We start from the raw sequence: 26277 nt of genomic DNA, 5'->3' as shown, positions 1-26277 counted from the left end.
CCGTAGGCTCGCAGCATGACTCGCGAAGATGGCCGTAGTGCCGATCAGCTCCGACCCGTCACCATCACCCGCAACTGGCTGGACCACGCTCAGGGCTCGTGCCTGATCGAGTTCGGCAAGACCAAGGTGCTGTGCGCGGCGAGCGCCAGCGAGGGCGTCCCGCGCTGGCGCAAGGGATCAGGTCTGGGTTGGGTCACCGCGGAGTACGCGATGCTGCCCCAGGCGACTCACGACCGGTCCGCCCGCGAGTCGGTCAAGGGCCGCATCGGCGGTCGCACGCATGAGATCTCCCGCCTGGTCGGCCGGTCGCTGCGCATGGCGATCGACTACAAGGCGCTCGGCGAGAACACCATCACGATCGACTGCGACGTCCTGCAGGCCGACGGCGGCACCCGCACGGCAGCCATCACCGGCGCGTACATCGCGCTGGCCGACGCCGTGGAGCACCTGCGGTCCAAGGGTGCGCTGGCCGGTGAGCCGCTCGTCGAGTCGGTCGCCGCGATCAGCGTCGGCATCATCGACGGTGTCCCGCTGCTGGACCTCCCGTACGTCGAGGACGTGCGCGCCGAGACCGACATGAACGTCGTGATGACCGGCTCGGGCAAGTTCGTCGAGGTGCAGGGCACCGCGGAGGGCGCTCCCTTCGACAAGGCCGAGCTGGACGCGCTGCTCGAGCTGGCCGCCAAGGGCTGCGTCGACCTGACCCGCATGCAGAACGAGGCCCTGGGTCGTGCCTGAGCGCATCGTCCTGGCGTCCAACAACGCCAAGAAGCTCGCCGAGCTGCGCCGCATCCTCGAACCCCTCGTGCCGGGCATCGAGGTGCTGGGCCTGGCCGACGTCGCGGCGTACGACGAGCCGTCCGAGACCGAGCCGACGTTCGAGGGCAACGCGCTGATCAAGGCGCGAGCCTGTCTGGCGGCGACCGGGCTGCCGTCGCTGGCCGACGACTCCGGTCTGTGCGTCGACGCGCTCAACGGCATGCCCGGCGTGCTGTCGGCACGCTGGTCGGGTGTCGCCAAGGATGCCGGCGGAGATGCGGCCAACAACGCGCTGCTGCTCAGCCAGCTGTCGGACGTGCCGGACGAGCGCCGCACCGCGCAGTTCCGCTGCGCCGTCGCGCTCTGCACGCCTGACGGCGTCGAGGTCGTCGAGCTGGGCGAGATGCCCGGACGCATCCTGGGGTCCGAGCACGGCGACGGTGGGTTCGGCTACGACCCGTTGTTCGCCGCCGACGGCTACGACGTGTCGACCGCCGAGCTGTCCAAGCAGGACAAGGACCGCATCAGCCACCGCGGCAAGGCGCTCACCGCGATCGCCCCCGCAGTGGTCAGCGGGTTGGAGGGGACTCCAGGGCCTCGATGACTCGGCGGGCGATGGCCAGGCTGCCGTCCCGGTTGGGGTGGACGCCGTCGATCACGCCCTCGGCGGTCAACGTCCCGTAGGTGCTGACGAACTGCAGCCCGTGGCTCCTGGCCTGGGACCGGATGATCGAGGTCACCCGCAGCCGGTTGGCCGGGTCGAGGGGCCCCCACGGCGGGCCGAGCACGACGATGCGGGTCGAGGCGGGCAGATAGGTCTGCAGGGTGTCGAGATAGCGGCCGACCGCATGATCGATCTGCGCATCGGGGGCCGCGACGTGGCGACCGTCGCGGCAGAACGACCAGTCGTTGCGTCCGCCCTCCACGATGAAGATCGACGGGGCGGGTCCGACGTACGCCTGCGAGCGGTCGATGAACCGGTCGCCCGTGCAGGCCGACCCCAAGCGCAGGTAGCCCGATCCGGACTGGGCGTACGTCGTGACCTCGGCGTCGAAGTGGTTGCCCGTGATGCTCCACCAGCCCTGCTGGGGGTCGCCGGGCTCGTCGTTGTAGCGCGCCGTGATCGAGTCCCCGACCACGACGATGCCGTTCGGTGTGAGCTGGGTGGCCGGCAACGGGGCGTCGCCGGTCGCGCCTTGCCAGGAGATGAACGGAGCGATCAGGAACGCGCCGAGGATCGCCAGCAGGAGCGACCACCGTGTCGTCATCGCGAACCTGCTCACGCGCCACCCCTCCTCTGGGACAGCTCACTGTAGGTCGGGCGCGGCGCACTCCTGGACCGAATCGGCCAACTCAACCCACATGTCACCAAAGCTGGTGCCAACGGACTAGTCCGGGAGCGTGAACCCCTGCTGGCGCCAGGCCTCGAACACCGCGACCGAGGCCGTGTTGGCGAGATTCATGGAGCGCCGCCCCGGCAGCATCGGCAGGCGTACGCGTGCCGTGACCCGCGGGTCGTCCAGCACCGAGGCGGGCAGCCCGGTCGGTTCGGCGCCGAACAGCAGCACGTCGCCGGGCTGGTACGCCACGTCGGTGTAGAGCCCGGCGCCGGAGGCGGTGAAGGCGTAGACGTTGGCGGGCAGCAGGGCACCCATCGCAGCGTCCAGGTCGGCGTGCACCGTCACGACGGCAAGATCGTGATAGTCCAGCCCCGCCCGCCGCAGCTTGGACTCCTCCATGTCGAAGCCCAGCGGCTCGACGAGGTGCAGCTCGGCACCGGTCACGGCGGCGAGACGGATCGCCGCACCGGTGTTGCCGGCGATTCGGGGTTCGTGGAACAGGATGCGGAACACGTCAGGCATTCTGCCGTGGTGACCGGCGGAGCACCGCATGGACCACGAGTCCGGCCACGATGGCCCACGCCGCGGAGCCGATCCCGAACGCAGTGATGCCCGAGGCGGCGACCACGAACGTCACGATCGCGGCCTCACGATCGCGGGGTTGCGACATCGACCCCTGGAGCGAATCAGCGAGCGTGCCGAGCAGGGCCAGCCCCGCGACGGTCGCGATGACGCCGACCGGTGCGACCGCGACGAGCGCGGCGAGGGCCGTCGAGGCCGCGGCGAGCAGGAGGTACGTCCCGCCGGCCGACTGGGCCGCGATCCAGCGTCGGCTCCGGTCGGGCCCGGCGTCCGGCCCGGCGGCGAGGGCGGCGCTGATCGCCGCGAGGTTGATCGAGTGGGTGCCGGCGGTCGCTCCGGCCACCGTCGCGACACCCGCGGTGACGATCGTGTCGCGCCACGGGACGTCGTAGCCCAGCGACTTCATGATCGCGACGCCCGGGACGTTCTGCGATGCCATCGTCACGATGTAGAGCGGCACGGCGATGCTGACCACGGCAGCCCAGGTCCACGACGGCGAGGTCAGCGTGAGGTGGGGGAGCAGGGACGAGCCCGCGATGCTCTCACTGCGGTGGATCATGTCGATCCCGATGACGACTCCGGCGGCCACGAAGGCGGCCGGGACCGCCCAACGAGGCGCGAGGCGCACGCCGACGAGCCACACCAGGACGATCGGCACGATGGCGCCGGGGTTGTCCACCAGGCTCTGGACGGGGGCGAGGCACAGCTCCACGACGACGCCGGCGAGCATCGCCTGCGCGACGGGCGTCGGGATGCGCGCGACGAGCCGGCCGAGCGCGGGCCACAGGCCAGTCAGGACATACGCCACGCCGGCCAGCATGAATGCGCCGACCGCCGCCGACCACCCGCCGTCGACCGTGCTCAGGCCGGCCAGCAGCGCGGCGCCGGGGGTCGACCACACCAGGATGATCGGGATCCTGTGGCGGCGGCTCAGCCAGATGATGCCGATCGCCTGCACCAGGCACATCGCCAGCAGTCCCGATGCGGCCTGCTCCCGGGTCGCGCCGACGGCCGCGAGCCCTGTCAGCACGACGGCGAACGAGCTCGTGTAGCCGACGATCGCCGAGATGATGCCTGCGCTGACGGGCTGCTGCAGGTCGCGGGCGATCATCCGCGCCTCGAGACGCCCCGGTGCCCATCCATGGGGATGCAGCCTAGACTCTCCCGCTATGGCCACCCCGCAGCGCGTCCACGTCACGCACACGTTCACGTCCGATCCCGCCACCGTCTTCGACAAGCTCTCCGAGCACGAGAACCTCGGACCGGTCTTCGGCGCCAAGATCAAGCGCATCTGCGACGGTGACACGTCCCGCAACGGACCCGGCTCGACCCGCAGCCTCAAGATCGGGCCGCTGCCGGCATTCCAGGAGACGACGACCAAGGCCGAGCCGCACTCGTTGATCGAGTACAAGATCAGCAAGGGCGGACCGCTGCGCGGCCACTGGGGAGTGCAAAAGCTGACCCCCACGGCCAACGGCGGAACGCTGCTGGACTACACGATCGGCTTCGACGCGCCGGTTCCCGGCATGGCTGCCGTAGTCGGCAAGGTCTTGACCTCGGCGATCAAGAAGGGTCTGCCCAAGCTCACCGCCTGACCCTGGTCATCCGTTGGGCCTGACGTTCCTGCGGAGACACGCGCGCGTGTTGTGCAGAAATGTCAGGCTCGACGGGAGGGTGGGTCGTTTGGGAAACTGCTCTGACCTGCAACGGAGCGACTGCTTGACGGTGCTCTTCCCAGGCTAAGTCGAGATCTTTCCCAGAAGTCTTGACGTCGAAAGGCCGGTTCACGCCCAGGGCACCCGAACAACGTCATCGTTTTCCTGTTCGTCATCCTGGTGGTCAGGCAGGCCAAGCAGCACGAACCTCGTCGAGAGCTGCCTGGGGCCGCGCCGCAACGATGGTCTGGTGGCTTAGAGCCGCATCCCACTCGTCGTCACTTGGTGCCTTGGTGAACAGGTATGGCGCAGGATTGCTGCCAGTGGGACCGAGCTTTCGGTAGAGAGCGGTCGCCTCGCTGGTGATCCCCTCTCGGCCGAGCGCCCACAGGTCGTAGAGGTCGCGTGGCGCTCGCCGGTCGTGCCAGGCCGACATCTTGGCGGCTGCGAAGGCATCAGGTGTCAGAACAGTGAGCGACGCCGAAGGTGCGTCTGCGTATCGCTGCTCCAAGTCGAACTCTTCGGTGGGCCAGATGGGGTAGCCACCAGAAGAGAGCAGCTGGATCTGCACTTGGATCGGGCCAGCCACCCGGATGATCGCTGGGTCCGCTCCCTCGGTCTGGGTGAGCGGCGGATCCCATTCGACTGCGCCGTGGGTGCGTGAGAGCCCTGACTCGAAGGCTGCGGTGATGGCCTCAGCCATTTTGGTGCGGTTCCGGTGGCGATCAGGTCGATGTCTTCACTGAGTCGCAGGTCGGTCAGGTGAGTCCGCGACAGAGCGGTGCCGCCGAAGAAGACGAGCCCATCCCGCTCGGGCATTGCACTGAGGGCTCCCAGGAGGTGGGAGATTAGGTGGTCCCTGCGGACCTGTTCAGGGCCGACCCCGAACTTCTCCTGCACCGCGGCTAGGTCCGACGGGCTGAGCCCGATCGAGTCTGCGAGCGGACGTGTCGATCCTTGACGCCTGCGTGCGCGGAACTGTCCACCGTCTGCGTTGCCGGCCGGCTGACGATCCGTCATCGCAGTGCCTCGATCTGTTCCAGGGCAGCCCTGGCGCGCTGTCTGTGGGCAAGCCGGGTCAGCTTCTCCCAGTCGGCTCGACCCGCCAGGTTGCGGACGGCTGCATGCGCTTCGGTAGCCAAGTCTCCAAGGTCTGGCCGCTTGGCCAGGTCGAGAAGAGTCTGTTCAGGAGTGGTGACTAGGGCCTGACCCGTTTCCAGGGTTTCCAGGCGGGCGTCAAGGCCGTCGACGTCGCGCGCGACGAACCGAACTTTCCCACCGTCTTCAAGCTTGACGGGACGGTGCTGGCGCGGGGCAGCGATCACGGCAACACCGATGGCACGGGGAATGGCGAGATGAACGCGCGCCGCGGTGACTCCCATGAGGACCATGTTGCGCTGGCCGAAGATGGCTGCGGCGATGCCGGCGGCTGCGGTCTCGATCGTGGGCTTCCAACCGTCACCCTGATCGTCAGGAGTCACGATGAAGTAGCCGTATGCGAGACGGGTGACGGCACCCTGCTCGACCATGCGCGCAATCTCGGCTCGCGGGTTCGCGTAGATCTCGGCGAGATCCTTCGGTCGAACCGTGCGAAGCGGAGCTTGGGTCATGTCTAGTGGTACTCGAGTCATCCTCCCTCCTTAGTATGTAAAGCGTAGTTATTTAAGCGACACTTTGCATACTAGCACTCAGGACTGACAAAACTCCACTGGTCTTTTGGTCGTTTCAGGGCCATTGCCGCCCACGCCAACTTCGGATCGCCGGCCTCAGCCCGCATCAGAACGAGGAAATAGGGTTCGACGGCGAAACTCGCTCAACCTCGGCTTTTTCGGCCAGGTTTCACCAACAAAGTGAGCGGTTTCCGCCAACAACCCAGGGTGCCGGTGACAGTGTGCTGGTTCAGGACATAGGAAACCCATGTCTCGGGTCATAGGAAACTGCTGTCTCAAGACATAGGAGACACTTCGCTGGTCGGATTCGGCCATGTCGAAAGCCCGCCTGATCATCACCGCCGTCGTCCTCGAGGGCCGCACCCAAGCCGACGTCGCCGCGACCTACGGGGTGTCGAAAGGGTGGGTCTCCAAGCTCGTGGCCCGCTACCGCACTGAAGACGAGGCGGCCTTTGAGCCACACTCTCGACGGCCCAAAACAACACCGAACGCGACACCGGCCGAGACGGTCGAGCTGATCTGGACGCTCCGCCGCAAGCTGGTCGACGCCGGTCTGGACGCCGGCCCAGACACGATCGGCTGGCACCTGGCACAAGATCACGATGTGACGGTCTCTAGGGCCACGATCGCCCGACAGCTGGCCAAGGGCGGACTGGTTGTCCCGAGCCGAAGAAGCGACCAAAGTCCTCCTACATCCGTTTCCAGGCCCAGATGCCAAACGAGACCTGGCAGTCCGATTTCACCCACTACCCGCTGACCGACATCAAGGCCTATCCCAAAGGTGTCGAGATCATCACCTGGCTCGACGACTGCACCCGCTACGCCCTCCACGTGTCCGCCACCGGGCGATCACCACGACAATCGTGAAGGCCACCTTCCGCAAAACCGCAGGCCAGCACGGCATTCCCGCCTCAACGCTGACCGACAACGGCATGGTCTACACCGTCCGACTCGCTGGCATCGGCAGGCAAGGCGGACGCAACAGCTTCGAGCAACAACTCCGCGACTGGGACGTGGTCCAAAAGAACGGCCGCCCCAACCACCCCACGACCCAGGGCAAGGTCGAACGCTTCCAGCAGACGCTCAAGAAGTGGCTCCGCGCCCAACCGGTCCAACCCGCCACCATCGACGAACTCCAAGCTGTGCTCGACGTCTTCGTCGACGAATACAACAGCCGCCGCCCCACCGATCCCTGCCCCACCAGGCAACACCGGCCGCCTTGTTCGAGACCATGCCGAAAGCTCTGCCCGGCAACAGCCGGGACGCCGACACGCATGACCGTGTCCGTCACGACCGCATCGACAAAACAGGTGCCGTGACGCTGCGCGTCAACGGCAAACTGCACCACATCGGAGTCGGACGAACCCACGCCCGAACCCACGTCATCCTGCTCATCCAGGACCTGCACGTCCGCATCGCCAACGCCGTCACCGGAGAGCTTTTGCGCGAGCTCACCATCAACCCAGAACGCGACTACCAAGGCCAATGAAAAAACTCCCGAACCTGCAAAATGCAGGTCCGGGAGTTTCCGATGTCCTGAGACATCACAGGGTGCCGGTGACAGGACTTGAACCTGCACGCCCGAAGGCACAGGATCCTAAATCCTGCGTGTCTACCAGTTCCACCACACCGGCCCGTGGTCGATATTAGGCGAGGCCGCCGTCCGGACGGAGGTGGACCTCCCGAGTGAGGCGGAAACTAGTCCCCGAGCCCCAGGTCCCGACGCAGCTTGGCGACGTGACCGGTCGCCTTGACGTTGTACTGCGCGAGCGTGATCTTGCCCGCCTCGACGACGAACGTCGAGCGGATGACACCCTGCACGACCTTGCCGTAGAGCTTCTTCTCGCCGAACGCAGCCCACTGCGTCAGGACTTCCTTGGACGGGTCGGAGAGCAGCGTGATGCTCAGGCCGTCCCGCTCACGGAATTTCGCGAGCTTCTCGGGCTTGTCCGGAGAGATGCCGAGCACGGTGTAGCCCTCGGACTGCAGTCGATCGATCGAGTCGCTGAAGTCGCAGGCCTGCTTGGTGCACCCCGGAGTCATCGCGGCGGGATAGAAGTAGACGATGACCTTGCGGTCCTTCAGGTCCGACAACGTGACCGTCTCGCCGGTGTCATCGACCAGGGTGAAGTCGGGTGCGGTGTCGCCGGGCTGCAGTCGCGTCGTCATGGGCACTATCCTGACGTACGAGCCCAGGTGATCGACCTGGACCCGGCACACCCAACCAGTGAGCGAGGCACGACGTGGCGAAGGCTAAACCCGATGACCTGGTCGACGAGATCGAGGAGATCCGGGAGCGGCTGGCCGACACCGTCGACGCGCTGATCGACCGGACCACCCCCCGCAACATCGCCCGACGCACCCTCTACAGCCTGCGGTCGCGATTCGTCGACGAGACCGGATCGCCGAAGCTCGGCACGATCCTTCCGCTCGTCGGAGGCACCGTCGTTGTTGTTGCTGGCGTCGTCGTCATCCGCCGGCTCGTGCGCTGACGATGACGCGCCCGATCGCTCGCCGGGCCTGACGATGGACCTGGCGCGCGACCTGCCGTGGCGACGGCTCCACCTGCGTCCTCCGGCCAGCTCGTTGGGCGATCGCCTGTACGTCCTGCGCCGGCGCTGGCGCACGCTCGTCCGACTGAGCCTGGGCACCGCGCTGGCCTACTTCATCGCGACGAACCTGCTGCACCACCAGCAGGCGTTCTTCGCACCGATCGCCTGCATCATCGTGCTCATCGCGGGCGGCGGGCTGCGTGGCCGGACGTCGTACGAGCTGGTGCTCGGGGTGTCGATCGGGGTCCTGGTCGGCGAGCTGCTGATCCTCGGGATCGGCCGTGGAACGTGGCAGATGGCGCTGGTGGTGACCCTGACAGTCGTGATCGGCACGCTGCTCGGACTCAAGGGGCTCGCGCTGACCCAGTCCGCGACGTCCTCGGTCCTGCTCGCAGCGGTGATCCCCGCCGCCGGCGTGAGCAATCCGGCGATCACCCGATTCCTCGACGCCCTGGTCGGTGGGGCCGTCGGCCTGGCGATGATCCTGCTGATCCCGCGCAACGCGATCCGGGACATCGACCGTGAGGTGCAGGGATTCCTGACCCGGCTCGCCGCGATCCTCGGCCGGACGGCACAGGCGCTGCGCACGGTCGACGCAGATCTGGCCGACCTGGCCCTCGACGAGGCCCGCTCGATGCAGCCACAGGTCGACTCGATGACATCGACCGCGGCCAACGTCACGGAGATCGCCCGGATGTCACCCATGCGGTGGAAGCAGCGCGGCCATGTGCAGACGTACGTCGCGACGGTCCGTGACCTCGACAACGCCGTCCGTGACGCCCGAGTGCTGGCCCGCAAGACCTCGGCCCTGCTGCGCCACGGTGAGGTGGTCCCGCCCAACATGGACGTCGCCATCGACACGTTGGCCCGTGCGATCGGCATCTTCGCCGACGACCTGTCCGAGCATGACAACTTCGATGAGGTCCGCTCACAGCTCGTCGAGGCGGCCCGGCTGGCATCGGCAGCACTGCCGGACGCGATCACGATGAACAGCGCCTCGATCGCGGCCCAGGTGCGATCGCTGGCGGCCGACCTGCTGTACGCCAGCGGCTACACGAGGGACGAGATCGACGAACGTCTCGAGCTCGACTGATCTGCGGCAGCAAAACACCCGGTGAACTTCAGTCGCCACCCTCAACCGTGCGGCCGGAATTCATCGACATCCGATGTGCTGCCGCCGGAACACGCTTCTGGCGACCGCGGCACCCCTGCGCGTCTACAGGCTGTACCGAGATGCGTTAAGTTTCTCGGATTGCCTGCAAAGGCTCGACTCATCAAGGAGGTGGACCCGTGGAGAACAACATGACACAGACGCTCGGCCGAAACGACTTCGTCGCCGCCCTGTCCGTCGCCGGTCCAACCTCCGGAGCAGCACGCCTGAAGTAGCCCACAGCAGTCGGCACTTCTGCCGCTTCGGATCCTGGATCCGGAGTGGCATTTTTTTTGTGCCGAATCCGACCCTGTCCACCAACCATCACGAAAGGAGGCGCGCCATGACCACGAACCCCGATACACGACTCATGCCCGCACAGAACCCGACAGATCTTCATCCGACGACAGGAACTGATGGAGAGGGGGTGAAGACAGTGTCAAACGTCGAGTCCCGCAAGGGGCGCAAGCGCGCCTGGGATGAGTTGTCCGAGATCGATCGCGCCGTGCTCCTGGAGTCGGTGCGACAGCGTCGCGAGGTCGAGCGGCACAAGACCGCGATCTATTCAGAGATCTACGGCATCCGCGGCCTGCGCTGATCAGATCGCGCACGAGGGCGGCGGGTGGGGAGCATTCCCTGCCCGCCGCTGATCAGGCGAAGATTCCCGGCAGAAGCCACCGTCGGATGATCGCCTCGACCACGCCGTCCTCCGACAGGTCAGGGCCGAGCTGGGGGCTGGTCAGCAGCGACAGCATCAGCCGGATCGAGAACTCCGCGGCGCCGTCCGCCTCGATCGGTTCGCCCGCGCGCTCGCCGAGCAGCCGGTACTCTTCGGCGAGCCAGTCCCGCGCGAGGATCAGCGTCTCGGGACGGTCGCCGAGCGTGTGCTCCATCAGCCGTTGGCGCTGCGCGTCCAGCAGCTCCCGGAACGTGACGGTGTCGGCGAGCCGCCGGTAGGCGTAGGCGCAGACGCCGACCACGACGTCGCGCGCCGGGAGGTCGTGGCCGAACATCACCGTCATCTCGGCGAAGGTCTGGCCCATCTCCTCGACGATGACGTATTCCACGAGGTCGTCGTCGCGGCCCAGCAGGTCCTCGACGACGGAGGCCGGCTGCGCGGACGCCTCGGCCATGGCCTTGACCGTGAGACCCGCGAAGCCCTTCGCCGCGGCCAGCTCGAGTGCCAAGGCGCCAAGCTCCACGCGTTGCCGCGCGGCGCGCTGTCGCTCCTGGCGTTCGGCGTCAGTCACGGCAGACCTCGGATCAGCGCGACCGTATCGCGTCGGCGAGGGCGAGGATTCGTCGGCCGTCCCGCACGTGGAGCTCCTCGACCATGCGCCCGTTGAAGGTCACGACACCCTGACCGGCCGCCTTCGCCTCCTCGAACGTAGAGATCATCGCCTCGGCGTGCTCGACCTCATCGGCAGATGGTCCGAACAACGCGTTGGTGGGTTCGACCTGGCTGGGGTGGATCAATGTCTTGCCGTCGAAGCCCATCTCGCGGCCCTGACGTGCCTCGGACTCGAAGCCCTCGAGGTTCTTGACGTCGTTGTAGACGCCGTCCAGGATCACCTTGCCCGCGACCCGCGCGGCCAGCAGCGACAGCGACAGCGCGGTGAGCACCAGCGGGTTGCGGCCCGGAACGTGCAGTCCGTACGTCTCGTTGACGACGTCGTTGGTGCCCATCACGATGACCGTGAGCCGGTCGTGCGCGGCGCAGATCTCCTCGGCGTGCAGCAGCGCGATCGGCGTCTCGATCATGGCCCAGAGCTTCGTCGTCGCGGGTGCGCCGGCCTGCTCGAGTGCCGCGACGAGCTGGAGGACCTCTGCGGCGGAGTTGACCTTGGGCACCAGGACCGCGTCGGGACCGGCCTGTGCGGCGGCGGCGATGTCGGCGTCGTGCCACTCGGTGCCGATCCCGTTGACCCGGATCGCGAGCTCGCGGTGTCCGTACTCGCCCGATGTCACCGCAGCGCACACGCGATCACGGGCGTCGCCCTTGGCCTCGGGTGCGACGGCATCCTCGAGGTCGAGGATCAGGGCGTCGGCGTCGATGCCCTTGGCCTTCTCGAGGGCACGCTCATTGGCGCCGGGCATGTAGAGGACGGAGCGGCGGGGGCGCAGGCTGGTCTCGAGCGTGTCAGTCATGGGATTCCTCAGAGGTCGTAGGCGGCGGCGAGCTCGGGGTCGCGCTCGGCGAGCGCCTTGGCGAGGTCCAGCATCACGATGCACTGCTTGCAGGACGCATCGTCCTCCATCTTGCCGTTGATCATCACGGCACCGGAGCCATCGCCCATCGCCTCGACGACCTCCTTGGCGTGCGCCACGTCGGCCGGGTCGGGGGAGAAGACCGTGCGAGCGATGTCGATCTGCACGGGGTGCAGGCTCCACGCGCCGACGCAGCCGAGCAGGAATGCGTTGCGGAACTGGTCCTCGCACGCGACGACGTCCTTGATGTCCCCGAACGGTCCGTAGAACGGCAGGATGTCGTTGGCGGCGCAGGCGTCGACCATGCGCGCGATCGTGTAGTGCCACAGGTCCTGCTGGTACGTCGTGCGGCCGGCGTGCAGGTCGTCGCCGGTCGGGTCCTGGCGCACCAGATATCCGGGGTGGCCGCCACCGACGCGGGTGGTCTTCATGCGGCGACTCGCGGCGAGATCGGCCGGTCCCAGCGAGATGCCCTGCATGCGTGGGCTGGCGCCGGCGATCTCCTCGACGTTGGTCATGCCTTCGGCGGTCTCGAGGATCGCGTGCACCAGGATCGGCCTTTCGAGGCCGGCGCGGGCCTCGAGCTGGGCGAGCAGCCGGTCGATGTAGTGGATGTCCTGGGCGCCCTCGACCTTGGGCACCATGACGACGTCGAGCTTGTCGCCGATCTCGGTCACCAGGGTGATTAGGTCGTCCAGCGCCCACGGGGAGTCGAGGCTGTTGATGCGGACCCAGAGCTGGGTCTGGCCGAAGTCGGTCGCCTTGGCGACGTCCACCAGGCCCTGCCGGGCGGCTTCCTTGTTCTCGGTCTTGATCGCGTCCTCGAGGTTGCCCAGGATGATGTCGACCTTCGCGGCGATCTCCGGGACCTTGGCCTGCATCTTCGGATTGCTCGGATCGAAGAAGTGGATCATCCGGCTCGGTCGGAACGGGATGTCGGCTGCCGGTGCCGGGGCGCCGACGGCGAGCGGACGAAGGAAAGCTCGGGGGTTGCGCACGCTGGGTCTCTTCCTGCAGAGGACAAAACTTGTCACAGTATGTCGATCCGAACCGGCTCACGGCTAGGGCGGGGGTCACATCGTCGCAGGTCGTGACGGAATCTGCGGCGATTCCGCGTCTACCGCGCCCCGGTCACGGGTGCATGGCTCGTGCGACGGCTGGGTCGCCGCCCTCGGCCAGCAGACCGTTGACGACCCCGGCCCGGTCGGCATCCGAGCGGTTCTGGCTCAGCTTGGCCTTGGCCTCGACCCGGGTCACGGTCATCTCGAGCCCGACGATGGCCCGGAGATTCTTGTCGACGTACGCAGCGGGGGCGTCGGTCACCGCCCACGGCTCGGGGCGCGGCTGCTCGTGGCGGTCGGTCAACTGGGTCACCATGTCGCGGACCCACACCGGATCGTCGTGCACGCGCACCGTGCCGGTCAGGTGCACCGAGGAGTAGTTCCACGTCGGCACGACGCGGCCGTGCTCGGCCTTCGAGGCGTACCAGCCGGGGGACACGTAGGCCTGCGGGCCCGCGACGATCGCGAGCGCTGCGGCGCCATCGTCGATCGTGCGCCAGTGCGGGTTGGCACGGGCCAAATGGGCGATCACGGTGCCACCGTCGACGCTCCACAAGATCGGCAGCAGCGTGGCCATCGGCGCGCCGTCGGGCCCCACCGTCACGATCTCGGCGCTGCCGACCGACTCGACGAACGCACGGACTGCTGCGGGATCGTCCATCGAGTTGGCGCGGGGGATGTACACCGCACCAGCCTATTCGTCGTCGCTGCGGCTGAGTCCCCGGTGAGCCGACAGCAGGTCGATCTCGGGTCGGCCGGCGACGAAGTTCTCCACGGCGTCGAGGACATCGACGACATGTCGGCTGTCGGCCGCCACGACACTGACCCCGACTCCAGCACGGCGATGCAGGTCGAGGCTGCCGGTCTCGGCCGCCGCGACCGTGAACGTGCGACGAAGGTCGGCCACGAGCGGCCGGACGACCGAGCGTTTGGCCTTGAGCGAGTGCACGTCGCCCAGCAGGATGTCGAATTCGATCCAACCGATCCACATGCCCCGATCATCGCAGTTTTGCGGGGATCGGGGACCGCAGCTAGCCGGCGTATCCCTCGCGGTACGTCGGGTGCTCCGGAGTCCAGCCACTCGCGCGGAGCCGGGCGTTCGACAGGCGCTTGCCGTGCCCGAGCGCCGGATCGGCCGGCGGCGGAGTCGGTGCGTCGAGCCTGGCCGCGAGGTGGGTCGCGACGTCGCCCAGCTGGGCCGGCTCGTCGTCGGTGCCGACGTAGAGCCGTTCGGGAGCGTCAGCGCGGGTCAGCAGATGGACGATCGCCGCGGCGGCATCGCTGCGATGGATCCGGTTGGTCCACCGGTGCGGATCGGTGATCCGTCCTTCGCGGACGCGGTCGACAAGGAATGTGCTGTCCCCGCCGTACAGGCCGGACAGCCGCAGCACGGTCCCGCCGGGGACGCGGTCGGCGAAGACCTCCTCGGCCTCCAGCAGCATCCGGGCCGGGCCGTCCGTGGGGCGGGTCGGCGTCGACTCGTCGATCAGGACATCGGGTGGGAGATCGCCGTAGACCGCCGTCGAGGAGACCAGCACGGCGCGACGCGGTTGTCGTCCGGACGCCGCGAGGGCGTCCAGCGCCCGTCCCATGCCATCGACGTACGTCGCCCGGTAGGCCTCCTCGGTGCGTGGACGGGCTGTGAGTGCGATGACGAGGTGCGCCAGGTCCAGTGGGGGGAGATCGGGCACCTCGCGGGTCAGGTCGGCGGACAAGCCTCGTAGGGGCGACGGCACGAGGTCGCCACGTCGCCTGATCGCGACGACGCCGTGTCCGAGATCGGCGAGCCGTCGGCCGACGGCTGCGCCGAGGTCTCCACAGCCGACCAGCAAGGTGTCCGGGAGGTGCGGGCCGGCCATCAGAACGGCGGCCAGGGCACGGCTGGCATCTCTCCGTGGGGGGCCGGGAACTGCGGCTTCCGCAGCAACCTGTCGCACCGCGACGTCAACGCCTCGATCTCGCGGCCAGTCAGCAGACCGCCGAGGGTCGCGCCGAGGTCAGCCTCGAGCGCGGTGCGAACGCGTTGGACGCCGTCGATCTCGTCGTCTTGCAGGTCATTACCGAGCCAGCCCCACAGGACCGTGCGGAGCTTGTGCTCGGCATGGAAGGTGAGCCCGTGGTCGATGCCGTAGCGATGACGGTCTGTCATCGGGAGGACGTGTCCGCCCTTGCGGTCGGCGTTGTTCGCGATGATGTCGAACACGGCCATCCGACGCAGCTCAGGCGAGTCCTCGTGGATCAGCGCAACGGGTCGGTCCTGCCCGTCGAGTCCGTCGAGGACGTGGCGCCAGCCGTCGGGTGTCGCGCCGGCAGCGACCAGGTCGACGGCGTCCTGCTCCGGATCGATCTCCTGCCAGCGTTGCACCATGCCGATTCCCATGGGCCCTTCGCGGAGCCAGGTGTGCGGCACGACGTTCCAGCCGAGGGTTTCGGAGAGCGCGTACGCCGCGACCTCACGGTGGGCGAGATTGCCGTCGGGGAAGTCCCACAGCGGACGCTCGCCGGCCACGGGCTTGTAGACGACCGCGACCTCGCCGATGCGACCGACGAACGTCGCGTTCGACGCGGGCATGATCCGGCCGGTGAGCTCCAGGTCGTCGTCGATCAGGTCGACCCGGGTCGTCACCGGAACCCGTCGGGCAGCTCGCACACGTGCTCGTCGGAGTCCATCGGGATCCGACAGAGCGGACAGATCGGTCGACCTGCCCCGACGACCTCTCGCGTGCGCTTGGCGAAGGCGCGGGCGGTGCCGACCGGGATCCGGACCACCATGACCTCGGTGGGCTCGATCTCGACGACGTCGATCTCCTCCAGGTCGAGCTCGCCCAGGTCGAGGTCGTCGGCGTCGATCTCGACGATCGGGAAGGCTTCGATCACGATCTGCGCGGTCGACGGGTCCCAGCCCAGGCCCATCGCACCGGCACGGAACTGCTCCTCGACGGGCTGGTCCAGCGGGTCGTTGTCGACCAGGCCCTCGGGAGTCAGCGCCGGGACGCTGTACGGGTTGCCGTCCTGGGCCATCAGTTCGTCGAGAACCTCCTCAATGCGCTCGGCCAGGGCAGCGGACTGCTCTTTCTCCAGCGCGACGCTGACGAGTTGCTTGCCGGCGCGGGCCTGAAGGAAGAACGTGCGTTCTCCGGGTTGGCCGACGGTCCCGACGACGAGTCGGTCGGGCCAGTCGAATCCATGGACGAGGGGTGCCATGTCGTCAATGTTAGAAGCGAGCCGAAGCGGGCGCCTCTGGCCCCGCCCCGCCGCCGACCTGGGCGTCCGGGGAAGCGCTGGTCGAGCGGAGCCAGGACAGGTCTCCCGCATGCGTGTTCATGGCCAGGACGGTGGGCCGAGAGGTGCCGTATCGCACGATCGAGACCGAGGCGGGATCGACATTGATGCGCTGGAACAGGTCGAGGTGCATCCCGAGCGCATCGGCCAGGATCGACTTGATGATGTCGCCGTGGCTCACCGCGGCCCAGACTGCTTGAGGCCCGTGCTCGGCCTCGAAGGCAGCGTCCCGACGCCGGATCGCGTCGACCGCCCGGGCCTGCATCGCCGGCAGCGACTCGCCACCGGGGAAGGTCGCGGCCGATGGCTGGGTCTGCACGACGGACCAGAGGTCCTCTGCTCCGAGCTCACTGAGCGATCGGCCCTGCCACTGCCCGTAGTCACACTCGATGATGCCCTTGTCGACGGGTGTCGCAGGCGCGCCGGTCTGCTGGTCGAGGATCGCTCGCGAGGTCTGCCGACAGCGTTCCAGCGGGCTCGAGACGACGCCGACCAACGGCACGACGGCCAGCCGCTCGCCTGCGCGCGCCGCCTGGTCGCGCCCGGTCTTGTCGAGCCGCACACCTGCGGTTCGGCCGGCCAGGACGCCGCTGGCGTTGGCGGTGGTGCGTCCGTGCCGGACGAGGATGACTGTGGTCATGCCTGCGAGCGTAGTGGGGCGGCACGAGCGGGTCTCTGGCCGACGGGTCGGCACCACCCGTCCACGTACGCTCGGGTCATGAACAACGTCGCCTTCGTGTCCAACCCGTGGTGACTGCGTGACGGAGCTGCTCCTGGTGGGCGCCGGACATGCCCATCTGTATGTCGTCACGCATGCCGAGAGTCTCATCGCGGCCGGCTATCGGGTGCGGCTGCTGGCGCCGCGCTACTTCCACTACAGCGGTGTGGCCTCCGCGACCGCTGCGGGCACGTTGCCACCCGATGCGGGGCGCCTCGACGTGCGGGCGCTTGCCGAGGCTGCCGGCGTGACGTTCCACGAGGACCTGTTGACGGGGCTGGATCTGGATCAGCGCACGGCGCGGACGGCCGGCGGTGCCGAGATCGCGTATGACGTGCTGTCGATCAACATCGGCAGCGTGGCAGCGACATCGGGACTGACCATCGACCCCGCCGTGCTGCGGGTCAAGCCACTGAGTGAGCTCGCGGGTCTGGACGGCCGGCTGGGATCGGCCGCACTCGCGGCGAACGGAGCGACCGTCACGGTCGTGGGAGGTGGCTCGACCGGGCTCGAGCTGGCCGCCCACCTTGCGGTGCACCCGCACGTGACCACGGTCCGGCTCGTGGAGTCCGGCCCGCGGGTCGGCGCCGACCTGCCTCGGGGCGCTCGACGACGCATGCAACGGTTGCTCGACGCTCGTGGCATCGACGTCCGCACGGGCCGGTTGGTCGCTCACGTGGGGGAGCGAGACCTGCGGTTCGCCGACGACACCAAACTGGGCCACGACGTCGCGCTGCTCGCGACCGGGCTCGTCGCGCCCCCGCTGGTGGCCGAGCTGGGGCTCGGCGACGAGCGTGGCGTGCCGGTGCGTGCGACGCTCCAGCACGTCGACCGCGACGAGATCTACGCCGCGGGGGACTGCGCACATTTCCTGCCGCGACCTCTGCCGCGCGTCGGTGTGCACGGCGTGCGGCAGGGGCCTGTGCTGCACCGCAGCCTGCTGGCGCGGCTCCGCACGGAGCCGCTGCCGACGTACGAGCCGCAGCGCCGGGCACTCGCGATCCTCGATCTCGGCGCCGGTGTGGGTCTCGCAGTCCGGGGGCGGTGGTGGTGGTACGGCACCCTGGCCCTGCGGCTCAAACGTCTGGTGGACCGGCGGTGGCTCGTCCGCTACCGCCCCGACGGACAGTAGGTCCCGGGAAGCACCAAGGGCCCGCGCCGCCGATCGGCGGCACGGACCCTCGGGTGGTGCTGGATCAGGCTGCGGTCGAGCCGTCCAGGAACGGGTAGTCGACGTAGCCCTCGGCGCCGCCGCCGTAGAACGTGGCGCCATTGGGCTCGTTAAGCACGGCGTCGGTCCTCCAGCGCTCGACCAGGTCGGGGTTGGCCAGCAGGGGTCGACCGACCGCGATGGCGTCGGCGAGATTGGCGTCCAGCAGGGCCTGGGCAGAGTCCTTGGTCGTGATGCTGGCGAAGCCGGTGTTCGCGATGAACACGCCGCCGAACGTCTTGCGCAGGTCCTGGATCAGCTCGAGGCTGGGATTGGCGAGCACGCTGAGGTACGCCAGGCCGAGCGGTGCGATGGCCTCCACGAGCGCGGTGTACGTCGCCGCGACGTCGGCAGGGTCGGGCTCGGTCGCGCCCTGGATGTTGTGGGCCGGGGAGATCCGGATGCCGACCTTGTCGGCGCCGATGGCCTCGGCGACCGCGCGGGTGACCTCGATCGCGAAGCGGGCGCGGTTCTCGGGAGATCCGCCGTACTCATCGGTGCGCTCATTGGATCCCGGCGCCAGGAACTGGTGGATCAGGTAGCCGTTGGCCGCGTGCACCTCGACGCCGTCGAGACCCGCGTCGATGGCGTTGCGTGCAGCAGTGACGTAGTCCTGCACGACGCCGGGGATCTCGGAGAGCTCGAGGGCCCGGGGAGTCGGATAGTCCTGGGGACCGTTGGCGGTGATGATCTGCGCGGGGGCCTGGATGGCACTCGGCGCGATGATGTCCTGGCCGCCGGTGTTGTCGGTGTGCGCGATGCGTCCTGCGTGCATCAGCTGCGCGACGATGTGGCCGCCCTTGGCGTGGACCGCCTCCGCGACGCGGCTCCAGCCCGCGAGCTGCTCGGGGCTGTGGAAGCCCGGGGTGTTGAGGTAGCCCTGGCCGACCGCGCTGGGCTGCGATCCCTCGGTGATGATCAGCCCGGCCGAGGCGCGCTGGCCGTAGTACTGCGCCGCGAGGTCACCGGGGATGCCTCCCTCCTCGGCACGGTTGCGCGTCAGGGGTGCCATGACGATCCGGTTGGGGAGGGTCCAGGAACCCACGGTCAGCTGGTCGAAGAGATTGGTCATACAGATTTCAACCACCGGCGTGCTGAGGCATTCCGTCCGAGGTGTGTGAACTATCCGACAGAGCCTCGAGTTGCGGTTCGCGGATGGCTCAGGGGTACTGCCCGAGCACCGATCCAGGCATGCTCTCGCCTTGTGACCCCGGGCAGGATTGAATGAGCACGTTGCGACCAGGTGAGGATCTGAGCAGATGAGTGCAGACGAGCAAGTTGACGTGCTGGTGGTCGGCGCGGGCGCGACCGGGCTCTCGGCGGCGTACGCCCTGGGTGCGGGTGGTCGGTCCGTCGTGGTGCTGGAGTCCCGCGACCGGGTCGGTGGGCGGTTGTGGACCGACGAGGTCGACGGCGTCGATCTGGAGATCGGCGGGCAGTGGGTCTCGCCGGACCAGGAGGCGTTGCTTGCAATGCTCGACGAGCTGGGCCTGGAGACGTTCGAACGGCATCGCGAGGGGGAGTCGGTCTACGTCGGGCTCGACGGGCAGCGACGGACCTTCACCGGCGAGGTGCTGCCGGTGGCGCCGACCGTCGAGGCCGAGATGACCCGAGTGACCGGGCTGCTCGACGACCTCTCGGCACAGATGGATCCGTCGCGACCGTGGGACATGCCCGGTGCCGTGGCCCTCGACCAGGTGACCTTCCTCGGCTGGCTCGAGCAGACCTGTGACGACCAGGAGGCACGCGACAACATCGCGATGTTCATCGCGCAGGCCATGCTGACCAAGCCGGCCCACACCTTCTCGGCCCTGCAGGCCGTGCACATGGCGGCCAGCGCCGGCAGCTTCAGCAATCTGGTCGACTCGGAGTTCATCCTCGACCGGCGCGTCATCGGCGGCCTGCAGAAGGTGCCCCTGACCCTCGCAGAGCGGCTGGGCGAGGCGGTGCGCACGGGCCACGACGTCGAGAAGGTCAGCTGGACCGCCGACGGCGTCATGGTGACCTGTGGGGGCCTCACGATCGCGGCCCGGCACCTCGTGATCGCGGTGCCACCGACCGCCGTGATGCGCATCCGGTTCGAGCCGCCGTTGCCGTCGATCCAGCGCGAGACCCGTCAGCACCATTCGTTCGGCCAGGTCATCAAGGTGCACGCGACCTACGACACGCCGTTCTGGCGGGGTGCCGGGCTGTCCGGCACGGCGTTCAGCCCGTACGAGGTCGTCCACGAGGCGTACGACAACACCAATCACGACGAGTCGCGGGGGACACTGGTGGGCTTCGTCTCGGACCTGCAGGCCGACGCCGTGCTGGCGCTCTCCGCCGAGCGCCGACGTGAGGTCATCCTGAGCTCGCTGCAGACGTACTTCGGGCCGGCCGCCGGCGAGCCCGCGACGTACTTCGAGAGCGACTGGACCTCCGAGGAGCTCGGCAGCGGGGCGTACGGATCGAGCTTCGACCTCGGCGGACTGACCCGGTTCGGGCCACGGCTGCGCGAGGCTGCGGGCCCGATCCAGATCGGCAGCTCCGATGTCGCAGGGCTCGGCTTCCAGCACGTCGACGGCGCGCTGCGGGTCGGTGCCGAGATGGCCCGATCGATCCTCGAGGAGTCCTGAGGAGGTCCCGTGCCACAGCACACGACGCCCGCCCTGATCGTCTTCGACGTCAACGAGACGCTGTCGGACATGAGCCCGCTCGCGCGGGCGTTCGAACAGGTCGGCCTCGCGGCGCACGAGCGCGAGGCCTGGTTCGCCGGACTCCTGCGTGACGGCTTCGCGTTGACCAGCGTGGGCGACAACCCGGACTTCGCCGTGCTGGCCGCCGAGTCGCTCCGGATCCGGCTGGCCTCCCGGATGCCCGAGCAGGAGGCAGCCGCAGCGGCCGACACCGTCATGGCGACCTTTGGCGCGCTCGAGCCGCACCCTGACGTCGTGGCCGGCATCCGCGCACTTCGCTCGGCCGGCATCCGGCTCGTCACGCTGAGCAACGGCTCGACTTCCGTGGCGGAGGGACTGCTGGGTCGAGTCGGCGTGCTCGACGACCTCGAACGCCTCATGACCGTGGCGGACGGCCCCGCGTGGAAGCCGGCTTCGGGCGCGTACGCGCACGCCCTGACGCAGTGCGGGGTTGCCGCGGCGGACGCGATGCTGGTCGCCACGCACCCGTGGGACATCGACGGGGCGGCGCGAGCGGGCCTCAGGACGGGCTGGCTGCGCCGCGGTGCGGCGGGCTATCCGTCGTACTTCCGTCCGCCGGAGGTTGAGGCGAACGACCTGGTCGAGCTCGCCGACGCGATCACCTGATTACGGTGACGAAACGGGTCAGCGGGCGAGGTCGCGGCTGATGACGAGGCGCTGGATCTGGTTGGTGCCCTCGAAGATCTGCATGACCTTGGCCTCGCGCATGTAGCGCTCGACCGGGAAGTCCTTGGTGTAGCCGGCGCCGCCGAGCACCTGCACGGCGTCGGTCGTGACCTTCATGGCGTTGTCGGTGCAGACCAGCTTCGCGATCGAGGCCTGGCGGGAGAACAGCCGGCCAGCGTCCTTGAGGCGGGCTGCGGCGAGGTAGGTCGCGCGGGCCGACTCGACCGCCGCGGCCATGTCTGCCAGCACGAATCCGAGGCCCTGGTGGTCGATGATCGCCTTGCCGAACGCCTGGCGCTCCTTGGCATAGGCAACCGCAGCGTCCAGTGCGCCCTGCGCGAGGCCCGTCGCGACGGCGGCGATGCCCAGCCGGCCCGAGTCGAGCCCGGCCAGGGCGATCGAAAGCCCCTGCCCCTCCTCGCCCAACCGGCGCTCGACCGGGATGCGGACGTCGTCGAAAAGCATCGTCGCGGTGGTCGAGCCCATCAGCCCCATCTTGTCCTCGGGGTTGTCTGCGGTCAGGCCGGCGGTGTCGGCCGGGACCAGGAAGCACGAGATGCCACGTCCGCCGTCATCAGAGGTCCGGGCCATGACCTTGTAGAAGTCGGCCTGGCCGCCGTGGGTCGTCCACGCCTTCGCACCGTTGATGACGTACGAGTCGCCGTCACGCACCGCGCGGGTGCGCATCGCGGCGGGGTCCGATCCGGCGTGTGCCTCGGACAGGCAGTACGCCCCGAGCTGATCGCCTGACAACATCTCCGGCAGCCAGCGCTCCTTCTGCTCCTGAGTGCCGGCGGTGAACAGGCCGAAGCACGAGAGGGCGTGGACGCTGACGCCGACGCCGACCGAGGCCGACGCCGCAGCGATCTCCTCGAGGACTTGGAGGTACACCTCGTACGGCTGGTCGCCCCCGCCGAACTCCTCGGGATAGGGCAGCGACAACAACCCGGCGCGTCCGAGCACGCGGAACAGCTCGCGGGGGAACATCGCGTCGCGTTCGAACCCCGCGACGACCGGTGCGAGCTCCTTGGCCACGATGTCGCGGGTCAGCGCGATCAGGTCCGCGGACTCCTCGGTCGGCATCAGACGGGTCGCGGGCATGCAGTCTCCTCGGGTCGTGCGGGTCGGTGGGTTCCACCCTAGAGGCGGCTAGCCCCCGAGCAAGATCTCCAGCAAGTTCTTGGGTGTCTTGGTGGGCGTCGGCGTCGGCGACGGAGCCGGCGCAGGCTCTGCCGGCGGCTCCGCGGGCGTTGCGGACGACGGGGCCGAAGCCGGGGCTGTCGCGGGAGATCGTGGCACGGTCGTGCCGGTCGGACTCGTCGTCGGTGTGCTGGCTGTCGCGGCCGAGTCGCGCGGGGACCCGGGATCGTCCGCCGGCGGCGCCTCGGACGCCGCGTCATCGGGGACGGACGTGCTGCCGGAGACGATGGGAGATCCGGCGGTGGCCGCGCCCGGAAGAGACGCAATCTGCGTCGGGACGGTGGGCTCGCCGCGGGTGAAGGTGACGACGGTGGCCGTCGCGATCATCGTCGCGACGCCCGCGACGACGGCTCGGTGGATCTTGCTCATCCGCATGGGAGGGCTCCTGGCGGTCGGACGTACCTCCGGCTGAGGGGAGTGGAGCCGAAGGATGCTGCGCGTCCGCAGCCTATCGGTCCCGGTCGCGGACCCACCGGGTCAGTAGCCCGCCGTCGGCCTCGATCGCGTGCGCAAGTCTCATCTGCTGGTCGACGGTGTGGGCGCCGTGCGAGATGCGTGGGGCACCCCCCGCGGCGAGGATCGGTGCGATCGTGAGGCACAGTTCGTCGACCAGGTCGTGAGCGACGAGCTCGCCGTGCAGGCTGGGGCCGCCCTCGCACAGGACTCGGGTCCAGCCGCGGTCGGCGAAGATCGTCAGGACGTCCGGCCAGTCGATCTCGCCGTCGCCCACCGCGATGACCTCGACCGACTCCCGCAGGGTCGCGAGCCGGGCCGGATCGGCGTCGGCAGTCGTGACGACCAGGTTGTCCGCCACGAGCAGGTGCTGCGGGATGTCGAGGCGGCGGCTGATCAGCGCCATCGCGGGGATGGGTGACAGTCCCAGGCGCCCACGCAGGTCAGTGTCGACCTCGTAGTCGGCGTACGCCTCGTCCCGTGCGGTCCCCGCGCCCACGACGATCACGTCCGACAGCGAGCGGAGCAGGGCAAAGACCCGGGTGTCGGTGTCGCCGCCCAGCGTGCCGGACCGGCCGTCGGTGCCGGTGGCGGCGCCGTCGAGGGTAGACACGAAGTTGGTCCGCACCCATGGACGCTCGGTCGCGGGATAGGCATAGAGCCGTTCGATCTCGTCGACGTCCAAGGTCATGGGTGGCAGCCTACGGAAGCCGCGGTACCGCTGGACTGCCAGCGCAAGCTCAACTGGGCGCCGGCTGGGTCTCCGGCTCCGGATCGGGCGCCTCGCCCGGGCCGGGATCGCCGCCTGGGAGCACCTCGGGGAAGGCCGGGTCGGGAAGGTCCGGGGCCTGTGGTGAGCCGGGCTGGGCCTCGCCGGGCATGGTCGGATCCTGTGCGGGCTCGGGGGGCGCGACGGTCATGTGTTCCTCCTCGATTGGCGTAGCCGAGGCGTACCCGTGACAGGGGATCTCAATCATCTGGTCATCCCCGGCCACAGAGGAGTGGCGCAGGGTTGAATGGTCGGCATGCCCCTTCAGGTACCGCCCGGATTCAGCGCGCGGCCATTCACGATGTCCGACGCTGCGGCGGTGGCGACACTGGTCGGCGCGTGCGAGCGGCACTTCATGGGTGAGTCGTTCGTCGACGCGACCGACATCGCCGGCCAGTGGTCGACGCCAGGCATCGACCTCGCCGCGGACTCGATCGGGATCTTCGACGGCCGGGTCATGGCCGCTGGCGCCCTGGTCGACGACCGGCACCATCTCGCGGTCGACGTCCATCCGAGCCGTCTGGGCCGCGGGCTGGGCAGCGCACTCGCGGCCTGGGTCGAGGACCGCGCTCGCGATCGTGGGTTGTCGCACGGCCTGCAGGAGTCGGCGGTCGCCGATCTCGCCGCGGCGGACCTCATGCAGCGCCGCGGATACGAGCGCACCTACCGAGACTGGGTGCTGCGCATGGAGCCCGACGAGCCGCTGTCCCGACACGAGCTGCCGTCCGACGTCACGATCGGCGGCTTCAGCGAGGACGACGCGACCGCGGTGTACTCGGTGATCGAGGACGCGTTCGCGGAGTGGGACGGCCGGATCGCTCGGTCGTACCGGGACTGGCGCACGTTGTTCGTCGACCGCGTGGGCGTGGCGGTCGAGCACTTCCGCGTTGCGCGTGCGGCTGGCGAGGTCATCGGCGTCGCGATGGTGCACGACAGCGCCGGCACGACGTGGATCCCGCAGCTCGCGGTCCGCGCCGACCGCCGTGGCCAGGGGATTGCCCAGGAACTGCTCGCCGAGGCCTTCGAGGCGGGCCGACGTCGGGGATGCGCGACCGGTGAGCTCTCGACCTCAGGGCTCACCGGTGCGCTCGGTCTCTACCAGCGTCTGGGTATGCGGATCGTGGCCGAGTTCCAGACGTGGCGGATCACGCTCAGCCCTGACGTGCCTTGAGGCGAGGGTTGTTCCTGTTGATGACGAACGTCCGACCGTGGCGGCGGACGACCTGCGAGCCGGGCTGATTTTTGAGAGATCGAAGTGAGCTGCGGACCTTCATGATGAGCCTTTCTGTGCGGGCGAATCCCGCATAGATGACAACCATTGTCAGGTAGCAGCTATTCCCACGATCCGGATCGGCCCTGCTTGAGCGAGCCCCGGCGCTTCTTGGCGTCAATCCGACGTTGCTTCGCGCCGCGGCTCGGCCGGGTCGGACGGCGGGGCTTGGACGGCACCATCGCGCCGGACACGAGGTCCTCCAGGCGCACACGCGCGGCTTCGCGATTGCGGTGCTGCGACCGGTACTGCGACGACACCACCGTGATCGTCCCGTCGACCAGACGGTTGCTCAGCCGTTGCCGGACGAGCTCCTTCTGGGTGGGGGAGAGCGCGCTGGTGTCGTCGAGCGACCAGATCAGCTCGACGCGGGTGTCGGTCGTGTTGACGTGCTGGCCGCCGGCACCCGAAGAGCGAGAGAACCGCCAGGCCATCTCGCTCTCGGGCAGGGACAGGCGTCCGTCATGAGTCATCGTCCGCAAGTATGCGGCACGTGGGGTGCCTGGTGCTCGCGCTCGTTGCCGGGTGGTCCGCACGGCAAAGTGCGCACCAGGTGCGCACCGGTCAGCCGCCGGCGACGTAGTTGTTGAGCTGGTCGCGCTCGAACTCGAGCTGCTCCATGCGGTACTTGACTGCGTCGCCGATGCTGACCACGCCGACCAGCAGGCCGTCGTCGATGACTGGGATGTGGCGCACGCGGTGCTCGGTCATGATCGCCATGAGGCCGCCGAAGGAGTCCGCCGGGGCACACATCTGCACATCCACCGTCATGATGTCCGCGACGGTCATGTCGCGGGCGTTCTCGGTCGTCCTCAGCTTGCGGACGATGTCGCGCTCCGACACGATCCCACGCATCGTCTTGCCATCGTCGCTGACGACCAGGGCTCCGACATTGAGCTCGGCCAATACGTCGAGCAGCTCACGGATCGTCGATTCGGGGGTGATGGTGTAGACAGCATCGCTTCCTTTGGAAGCCAGGACATCGCTCACGCGCATACGGGACACACTCCTCAGGTCGTGTGCTCGCAGCGTAACC

Annotated in this window: 35 protein-coding genes, 1 tRNA gene and 1 pseudogene; 14 read left to right on the top strand and 23 right to left on the bottom strand. The window is 68.6% G+C overall.

Annotated features, from left to right (window positions below; all coding sequences use genetic code 11):
- The first annotated feature begins 15 nt into the window (after nt 1-15).
- Together rph and rdgB are read left to right on the top strand one after the other, a co-directional pair.
- A complete protein-coding gene (rph, locus tag C6I20_RS10845; protein WP_118395979.1) occupies nt 16-738 on the top strand; it encodes a ribonuclease PH in 723 nt (240 codons plus the stop codon).
- Complete coding sequence (gene rdgB, locus C6I20_RS10840; RefSeq protein WP_118395978.1) at nt 731-1363, top strand: RdgB/HAM1 family non-canonical purine NTP pyrophosphatase; 633 nt, start codon at nt 731-733, stop codon at nt 1361-1363. The genes rph and rdgB overlap by 8 nt, the downstream gene beginning before the upstream one ends.
- Here rdgB and C6I20_RS10835 read toward each other — a convergent pair.
- From C6I20_RS10835 to C6I20_RS10825, 3 genes are all read right to left on the bottom strand, one after another.
- Nucleotides 1329-2042 carry an SGNH/GDSL hydrolase family protein gene (locus tag C6I20_RS10835; RefSeq protein ID WP_162891266.1) on the bottom strand — a complete coding sequence of 238 codons (714 nt, stop codon included), beginning with the start codon at nt 2040-2042 and terminating at the stop codon, nt 1329-1331. The two genes, rdgB and C6I20_RS10835, sit on opposite strands and share 35 nt — an antisense overlap.
- 105 nt (nt 2043-2147) lie before the next feature.
- Nucleotides 2148-2612, bottom strand: coding sequence for a tRNA (cytidine(34)-2'-O)-methyltransferase (locus tag C6I20_RS10830; protein WP_118398825.1), 465 nt, complete (start codon nt 2610-2612; stop codon nt 2148-2150).
- 1 nt (nt 2613) lies between these two features.
- A complete protein-coding gene (locus C6I20_RS10825) occupies nt 2614-3792 on the bottom strand; it encodes a benzoate/H(+) symporter BenE family transporter (protein ID WP_118395976.1) in 1179 nt (392 codons plus the stop codon).
- Nucleotides 3793-3850: 58 nt separating this feature from the next.
- On the opposite strand from C6I20_RS10825, the gene C6I20_RS10820 reads away from it, so the two are divergent.
- Complete coding sequence (locus tag C6I20_RS10820; RefSeq protein WP_118395975.1) at nt 3851-4276, top strand: SRPBCC family protein; 426 nt, start codon at nt 3851-3853, stop codon at nt 4274-4276.
- A gap of 244 nt (nt 4277-4520) precedes the next feature.
- Here the strand turns inward: C6I20_RS10820 and C6I20_RS17615 are convergent.
- Together C6I20_RS17615 and C6I20_RS10810 are read right to left on the bottom strand one after the other, a co-directional pair.
- A pseudogene (locus C6I20_RS17615) lies at nt 4521-5155 on the bottom strand (nucleotidyl transferase AbiEii/AbiGii toxin family protein).
- Nucleotides 5156-5352: 197 nt separating this feature from the next.
- The gene (locus C6I20_RS10810) at nt 5353-5865 is read right to left on the bottom strand and encodes a type IV toxin-antitoxin system AbiEi family antitoxin (RefSeq protein ID WP_216822863.1); all 513 of its coding nucleotides are present in this window, start codon (nt 5863-5865) and stop codon (nt 5353-5355) included.
- Between the two features lie 454 nt (nt 5866-6319).
- On the opposite strand from C6I20_RS10810, the gene C6I20_RS17400 reads away from it, so the two are divergent.
- From C6I20_RS17400 to C6I20_RS17390, 3 genes are all read left to right on the top strand, one after another.
- A complete protein-coding gene (locus C6I20_RS17400) occupies nt 6320-6763 on the top strand; it encodes a leucine zipper domain-containing protein (RefSeq protein ID WP_216822862.1) in 444 nt (147 codons plus the stop codon).
- A 106-nt stretch (nt 6764-6869) separates the two neighbouring features.
- Nucleotides 6870-7325, top strand: coding sequence for an integrase core domain-containing protein (locus C6I20_RS17395; protein ID WP_216822861.1), 456 nt, complete (start codon nt 6870-6872; stop codon nt 7323-7325).
- Entirely contained in the window at nt 7322-7495 is a 174-nt protein-coding gene (locus tag C6I20_RS17390) for a hypothetical protein (RefSeq protein ID WP_216822860.1), read from the top strand. Before C6I20_RS17395 ends, C6I20_RS17390 begins: the two co-directional genes overlap by 4 nt.
- Nucleotides 7496-7558: 63 nt before the next feature.
- On the opposite strand, the gene C6I20_RS10800 is transcribed toward C6I20_RS17390, so the two are convergent.
- Nucleotides 7559-7640: transfer RNA gene (locus C6I20_RS10800), tRNA-Leu, on the bottom strand.
- Between the two features lie 64 nt (nt 7641-7704).
- A complete protein-coding gene (gene bcp, locus C6I20_RS10795) occupies nt 7705-8175 on the bottom strand; it encodes a thioredoxin-dependent thiol peroxidase (protein WP_118395973.1) in 471 nt (156 codons plus the stop codon).
- Between the two features lie 74 nt (nt 8176-8249).
- Here bcp and C6I20_RS10790 point away from each other — a divergent pair, with 74 nt between their 5' ends.
- From C6I20_RS10790 to C6I20_RS17125, 3 genes are all read left to right on the top strand, one after another.
- Nucleotides 8250-8498, top strand: coding sequence for a DUF3618 domain-containing protein (locus tag C6I20_RS10790; protein WP_118395972.1), 249 nt, complete (start codon nt 8250-8252; stop codon nt 8496-8498).
- Complete coding sequence (locus tag C6I20_RS10785; protein WP_162891265.1) at nt 8455-9651, top strand: aromatic acid exporter family protein; 1197 nt, start codon at nt 8455-8457, stop codon at nt 9649-9651. Before C6I20_RS10790 ends, C6I20_RS10785 begins: the two co-directional genes overlap by 44 nt.
- A 484-nt stretch (nt 9652-10135) precedes the next feature.
- Complete coding sequence (locus C6I20_RS17125) at nt 10136-10306, top strand: hypothetical protein (protein WP_162891264.1); 171 nt, start codon at nt 10136-10138, stop codon at nt 10304-10306.
- A gap of 52 nt (nt 10307-10358) precedes the next feature.
- On the opposite strand, the gene C6I20_RS10780 is transcribed toward C6I20_RS17125, so the two are convergent.
- The 9 genes from C6I20_RS10780 to C6I20_RS10740 all read right to left on the bottom strand — a co-directional run bounded on the left by C6I20_RS10780 (nt 10359) and on the right by C6I20_RS10740 (nt 16899).
- Nucleotides 10359-10958, bottom strand: coding sequence for a hypothetical protein (locus C6I20_RS10780; RefSeq protein WP_162891263.1), 600 nt, complete (start codon nt 10956-10958; stop codon nt 10359-10361).
- A 13-nt stretch (nt 10959-10971) separates the two neighbouring features.
- Nucleotides 10972-11856 (bottom strand): CoA ester lyase, encoded by an 885-nt coding sequence (locus tag C6I20_RS10775; protein ID WP_118395969.1) that lies wholly within the window; start codon nt 11854-11856, stop codon nt 10972-10974.
- Between the two features lie 8 nt (nt 11857-11864).
- A complete protein-coding gene (locus tag C6I20_RS10770; RefSeq protein ID WP_118395968.1) occupies nt 11865-12914 on the bottom strand; it encodes a CoA ester lyase in 1050 nt (349 codons plus the stop codon).
- Between the two features lie 133 nt (nt 12915-13047).
- Nucleotides 13048-13662 carry an FMN-binding negative transcriptional regulator gene (locus tag C6I20_RS10765; protein WP_118395967.1) on the bottom strand — a complete coding sequence of 205 codons (615 nt, stop codon included), beginning with the start codon at nt 13660-13662 and terminating at the stop codon, nt 13048-13050.
- Nucleotides 13663-13671: 9 nt separating this feature from the next.
- A complete protein-coding gene (locus tag C6I20_RS10760; protein WP_118395966.1) occupies nt 13672-13968 on the bottom strand; it encodes a DUF503 domain-containing protein in 297 nt (98 codons plus the stop codon).
- A gap of 40 nt (nt 13969-14008) precedes the next feature.
- Nucleotides 14009-14836 (bottom strand): NAD-dependent epimerase/dehydratase family protein, encoded by an 828-nt coding sequence (locus C6I20_RS10755; RefSeq protein WP_118395965.1) that lies wholly within the window; start codon nt 14834-14836, stop codon nt 14009-14011.
- Nucleotides 14836-15603 carry an SCO1664 family protein gene (locus C6I20_RS10750; protein WP_254052114.1) on the bottom strand — a complete coding sequence of 256 codons (768 nt, stop codon included), beginning with the start codon at nt 15601-15603 and terminating at the stop codon, nt 14836-14838. Before C6I20_RS10750 ends, C6I20_RS10755 begins: the two co-directional genes overlap by 1 nt.
- Entirely contained in the window at nt 15600-16181 is a 582-nt protein-coding gene (locus tag C6I20_RS10745) for a DUF3090 domain-containing protein (RefSeq protein WP_118395964.1), read from the bottom strand. The genes C6I20_RS10750 and C6I20_RS10745 overlap by 4 nt, the downstream gene beginning before the upstream one ends.
- 10 nt (nt 16182-16191) lie before the next feature.
- Nucleotides 16192-16899, bottom strand: a complete 708-nt coding sequence (locus tag C6I20_RS10740; protein WP_118395963.1) for a histidine phosphatase family protein — start codon at nt 16897-16899, stop codon at nt 16192-16194.
- Between the two features lie 118 nt (nt 16900-17017).
- On the opposite strand from C6I20_RS10740, the gene C6I20_RS10735 reads away from it, so the two are divergent.
- Nucleotides 17018-18109 carry an NAD(P)/FAD-dependent oxidoreductase gene (locus C6I20_RS10735; RefSeq protein ID WP_118395962.1) on the top strand — a complete coding sequence of 364 codons (1092 nt, stop codon included), beginning with the start codon at nt 17018-17020 and terminating at the stop codon, nt 18107-18109.
- Between the two features lie 64 nt (nt 18110-18173).
- Here C6I20_RS10735 and C6I20_RS10730 read toward each other — a convergent pair whose 3' ends face one another.
- Nucleotides 18174-19259: an alkene reductase gene (locus C6I20_RS10730; protein ID WP_118395961.1), complete on the bottom strand. Its 1086-nt coding sequence runs from the start codon at nt 19257-19259 to the stop codon at nt 18174-18176.
- A 187-nt stretch (nt 19260-19446) separates the two neighbouring features.
- Here C6I20_RS10730 and C6I20_RS10725 point away from each other — a divergent pair, with 187 nt between their 5' ends.
- Together C6I20_RS10725 and C6I20_RS10720 are read left to right on the top strand one after the other, a co-directional pair.
- Nucleotides 19447-20802, top strand: coding sequence for an NAD(P)/FAD-dependent oxidoreductase (locus C6I20_RS10725; RefSeq protein WP_118395960.1), 1356 nt, complete (start codon nt 19447-19449; stop codon nt 20800-20802).
- Between the two features lie 9 nt (nt 20803-20811).
- Complete coding sequence (locus C6I20_RS10720) at nt 20812-21489, top strand: haloacid dehalogenase type II (RefSeq protein ID WP_216822859.1); 678 nt, start codon at nt 20812-20814, stop codon at nt 21487-21489.
- Nucleotides 21490-21507: 18 nt separating this feature from the next.
- Here the strand turns inward: C6I20_RS10720 and C6I20_RS10715 are convergent, their stop codons facing one another.
- Nucleotides 21508-22650 (bottom strand): acyl-CoA dehydrogenase family protein, encoded by a 1143-nt coding sequence (locus C6I20_RS10715; protein ID WP_118395959.1) that lies wholly within the window; start codon nt 22648-22650, stop codon nt 21508-21510.
- A 91-nt stretch (nt 22651-22741) separates the two neighbouring features.
- Between C6I20_RS10715 and C6I20_RS10710 the strand changes: the two genes are divergently transcribed.
- Nucleotides 22742-23161: a hypothetical protein gene (locus C6I20_RS10710; protein ID WP_118395958.1), complete on the top strand. Its 420-nt coding sequence runs from the start codon at nt 22742-22744 to the stop codon at nt 23159-23161.
- A 36-nt stretch (nt 23162-23197) separates the two neighbouring features.
- On the opposite strand, the gene C6I20_RS10705 is transcribed toward C6I20_RS10710, so the two are convergent.
- Together C6I20_RS10705 and C6I20_RS10700 are read right to left on the bottom strand one after the other, a co-directional pair.
- Entirely contained in the window at nt 23198-23893 is a 696-nt protein-coding gene (locus tag C6I20_RS10705; RefSeq protein WP_118395957.1) for a pyrimidine reductase family protein, read from the bottom strand.
- 49 nt (nt 23894-23942) lie between these two features.
- Nucleotides 23943-24122: a hypothetical protein gene (locus C6I20_RS10700; protein WP_162891262.1), complete on the bottom strand. Its 180-nt coding sequence runs from the start codon at nt 24120-24122 to the stop codon at nt 23943-23945.
- 105 nt (nt 24123-24227) lie between these two features.
- Here C6I20_RS10700 and C6I20_RS10695 point away from each other — a divergent pair, with 105 nt between their 5' ends.
- Nucleotides 24228-25142 (top strand): GNAT family N-acetyltransferase, encoded by a 915-nt coding sequence (locus tag C6I20_RS10695; protein WP_162891261.1) that lies wholly within the window; start codon nt 24228-24230, stop codon nt 25140-25142.
- On the opposite strand, the gene ykgO is transcribed toward C6I20_RS10695, so the two are convergent.
- The 3 genes from ykgO to C6I20_RS10680 form a co-directional block, all read right to left on the bottom strand.
- A complete protein-coding gene (gene ykgO, locus C6I20_RS10690; protein ID WP_118398819.1) occupies nt 25123-25245 on the bottom strand; it encodes a type B 50S ribosomal protein L36 in 123 nt (40 codons plus the stop codon). The genes C6I20_RS10695 and ykgO overlap by 20 nt on opposite strands.
- Before the next feature lie 58 nt (nt 25246-25303).
- Complete coding sequence (gene arfB / locus C6I20_RS10685) at nt 25304-25714, bottom strand: alternative ribosome rescue aminoacyl-tRNA hydrolase ArfB (protein WP_118395954.1); 411 nt, start codon at nt 25712-25714, stop codon at nt 25304-25306.
- A 91-nt stretch (nt 25715-25805) separates the two neighbouring features.
- Complete coding sequence (locus C6I20_RS10680; RefSeq protein ID WP_118395953.1) at nt 25806-26237, bottom strand: CBS domain-containing protein; 432 nt, start codon at nt 26235-26237, stop codon at nt 25806-25808.
- Nucleotides 26238-26277: the final 40 nt, after the last annotated feature.

Source organism: Aeromicrobium sp. A1-2 (genome assembly GCF_003443875.1).
In the GTDB taxonomy this organism is placed as follows: Bacteria; Actinomycetota; Actinomycetes; order Propionibacteriales; family Nocardioidaceae; genus Aeromicrobium.
This window is presented reverse-complemented; position numbering and strand designations above follow the sequence as displayed.

Excerpts from the sequence above, each read along its gene's own strand:
- C6I20_RS10820 (WP_118395975.1), top strand. The coding sequence starts at position 3,851 with ATGGCCACCCCGCAGCGCGTCCACGTCACGCACACGTTCACGTCCGAT.
- C6I20_RS10715 (WP_118395959.1), bottom strand. The coding sequence starts at position 22,650 with ATGCCCGCGACCCGTCTGATGCCGACCGAGGAGTCCGCGGACCTGATC.
- C6I20_RS10745 (WP_118395964.1), bottom strand. The coding sequence starts at position 16,181 with ATGGCACCCCTCGTCCATGGATTCGACTGGCCCGACCGACTCGTCGTC.
- C6I20_RS10775 (WP_118395969.1), bottom strand. The coding sequence starts at position 11,856 with ATGACTGACACGCTCGAGACCAGCCTGCGCCCCCGCCGCTCCGTCCTC.
- C6I20_RS10680 (WP_118395953.1), bottom strand. The coding sequence starts at position 26,237 with ATGCGCGTGAGCGATGTCCTGGCTTCCAAAGGAAGCGATGCTGTCTAC.
- rph (WP_118395979.1), top strand. The coding sequence starts at position 16 with ATGACTCGCGAAGATGGCCGTAGTGCCGATCAGCTCCGACCCGTCACC.
- bcp (WP_118395973.1), bottom strand. The coding sequence starts at position 8,175 with ATGACGACGCGACTGCAGCCCGGCGACACCGCACCCGACTTCACCCTG.
- C6I20_RS10760 (WP_118395966.1), bottom strand. The coding sequence starts at position 13,968 with ATGTGGATCGGTTGGATCGAATTCGACATCCTGCTGGGCGACGTGCAC.
- C6I20_RS10705 (WP_118395957.1), bottom strand. The coding sequence starts at position 23,893 with ATGACCTTGGACGTCGACGAGATCGAACGGCTCTATGCCTATCCCGCG.
- C6I20_RS10810 (WP_216822863.1), bottom strand. The coding sequence starts at position 5,865 with ATGGTCGAGCAGGGTGCCGTCACCCGTCTCGCATACGGCTACTTCATC.
- C6I20_RS10700 (WP_162891262.1), bottom strand. The coding sequence starts at position 24,122 with ATGACCGTCGCGCCCCCCGAGCCCGCACAGGATCCGACCATGCCCGGC.
- C6I20_RS10825 (WP_118395976.1), bottom strand. The coding sequence starts at position 3,792 with ATGATCGCCCGCGACCTGCAGCAGCCCGTCAGCGCAGGCATCATCTCG.
- ykgO (WP_118398819.1), bottom strand. The coding sequence starts at position 25,245 with ATGAAGGTCCGCAGCTCACTTCGATCTCTCAAAAATCAGCCCGGCTCG.
- C6I20_RS10725 (WP_118395960.1), top strand. The coding sequence starts at position 19,447 with ATGAGTGCAGACGAGCAAGTTGACGTGCTGGTGGTCGGCGCGGGCGCG.
- C6I20_RS10740 (WP_118395963.1), bottom strand. The coding sequence starts at position 16,899 with ATGACCACAGTCATCCTCGTCCGGCACGGACGCACCACCGCCAACGCC.
- arfB (WP_118395954.1), bottom strand. The coding sequence starts at position 25,714 with ATGACTCATGACGGACGCCTGTCCCTGCCCGAGAGCGAGATGGCCTGG.
- C6I20_RS17400 (WP_216822862.1), top strand. The coding sequence starts at position 6,320 with ATGTCGAAAGCCCGCCTGATCATCACCGCCGTCGTCCTCGAGGGCCGC.
- C6I20_RS10755 (WP_118395965.1), bottom strand. The coding sequence starts at position 14,836 with ATGGCCGGCCCGCACCTCCCGGACACCTTGCTGGTCGGCTGTGGAGAC.
- C6I20_RS10730 (WP_118395961.1), bottom strand. The coding sequence starts at position 19,259 with ATGACCAATCTCTTCGACCAGCTGACCGTGGGTTCCTGGACCCTCCCC.
- C6I20_RS10695 (WP_162891261.1), top strand. The coding sequence starts at position 24,228 with ATGCCCCTTCAGGTACCGCCCGGATTCAGCGCGCGGCCATTCACGATG.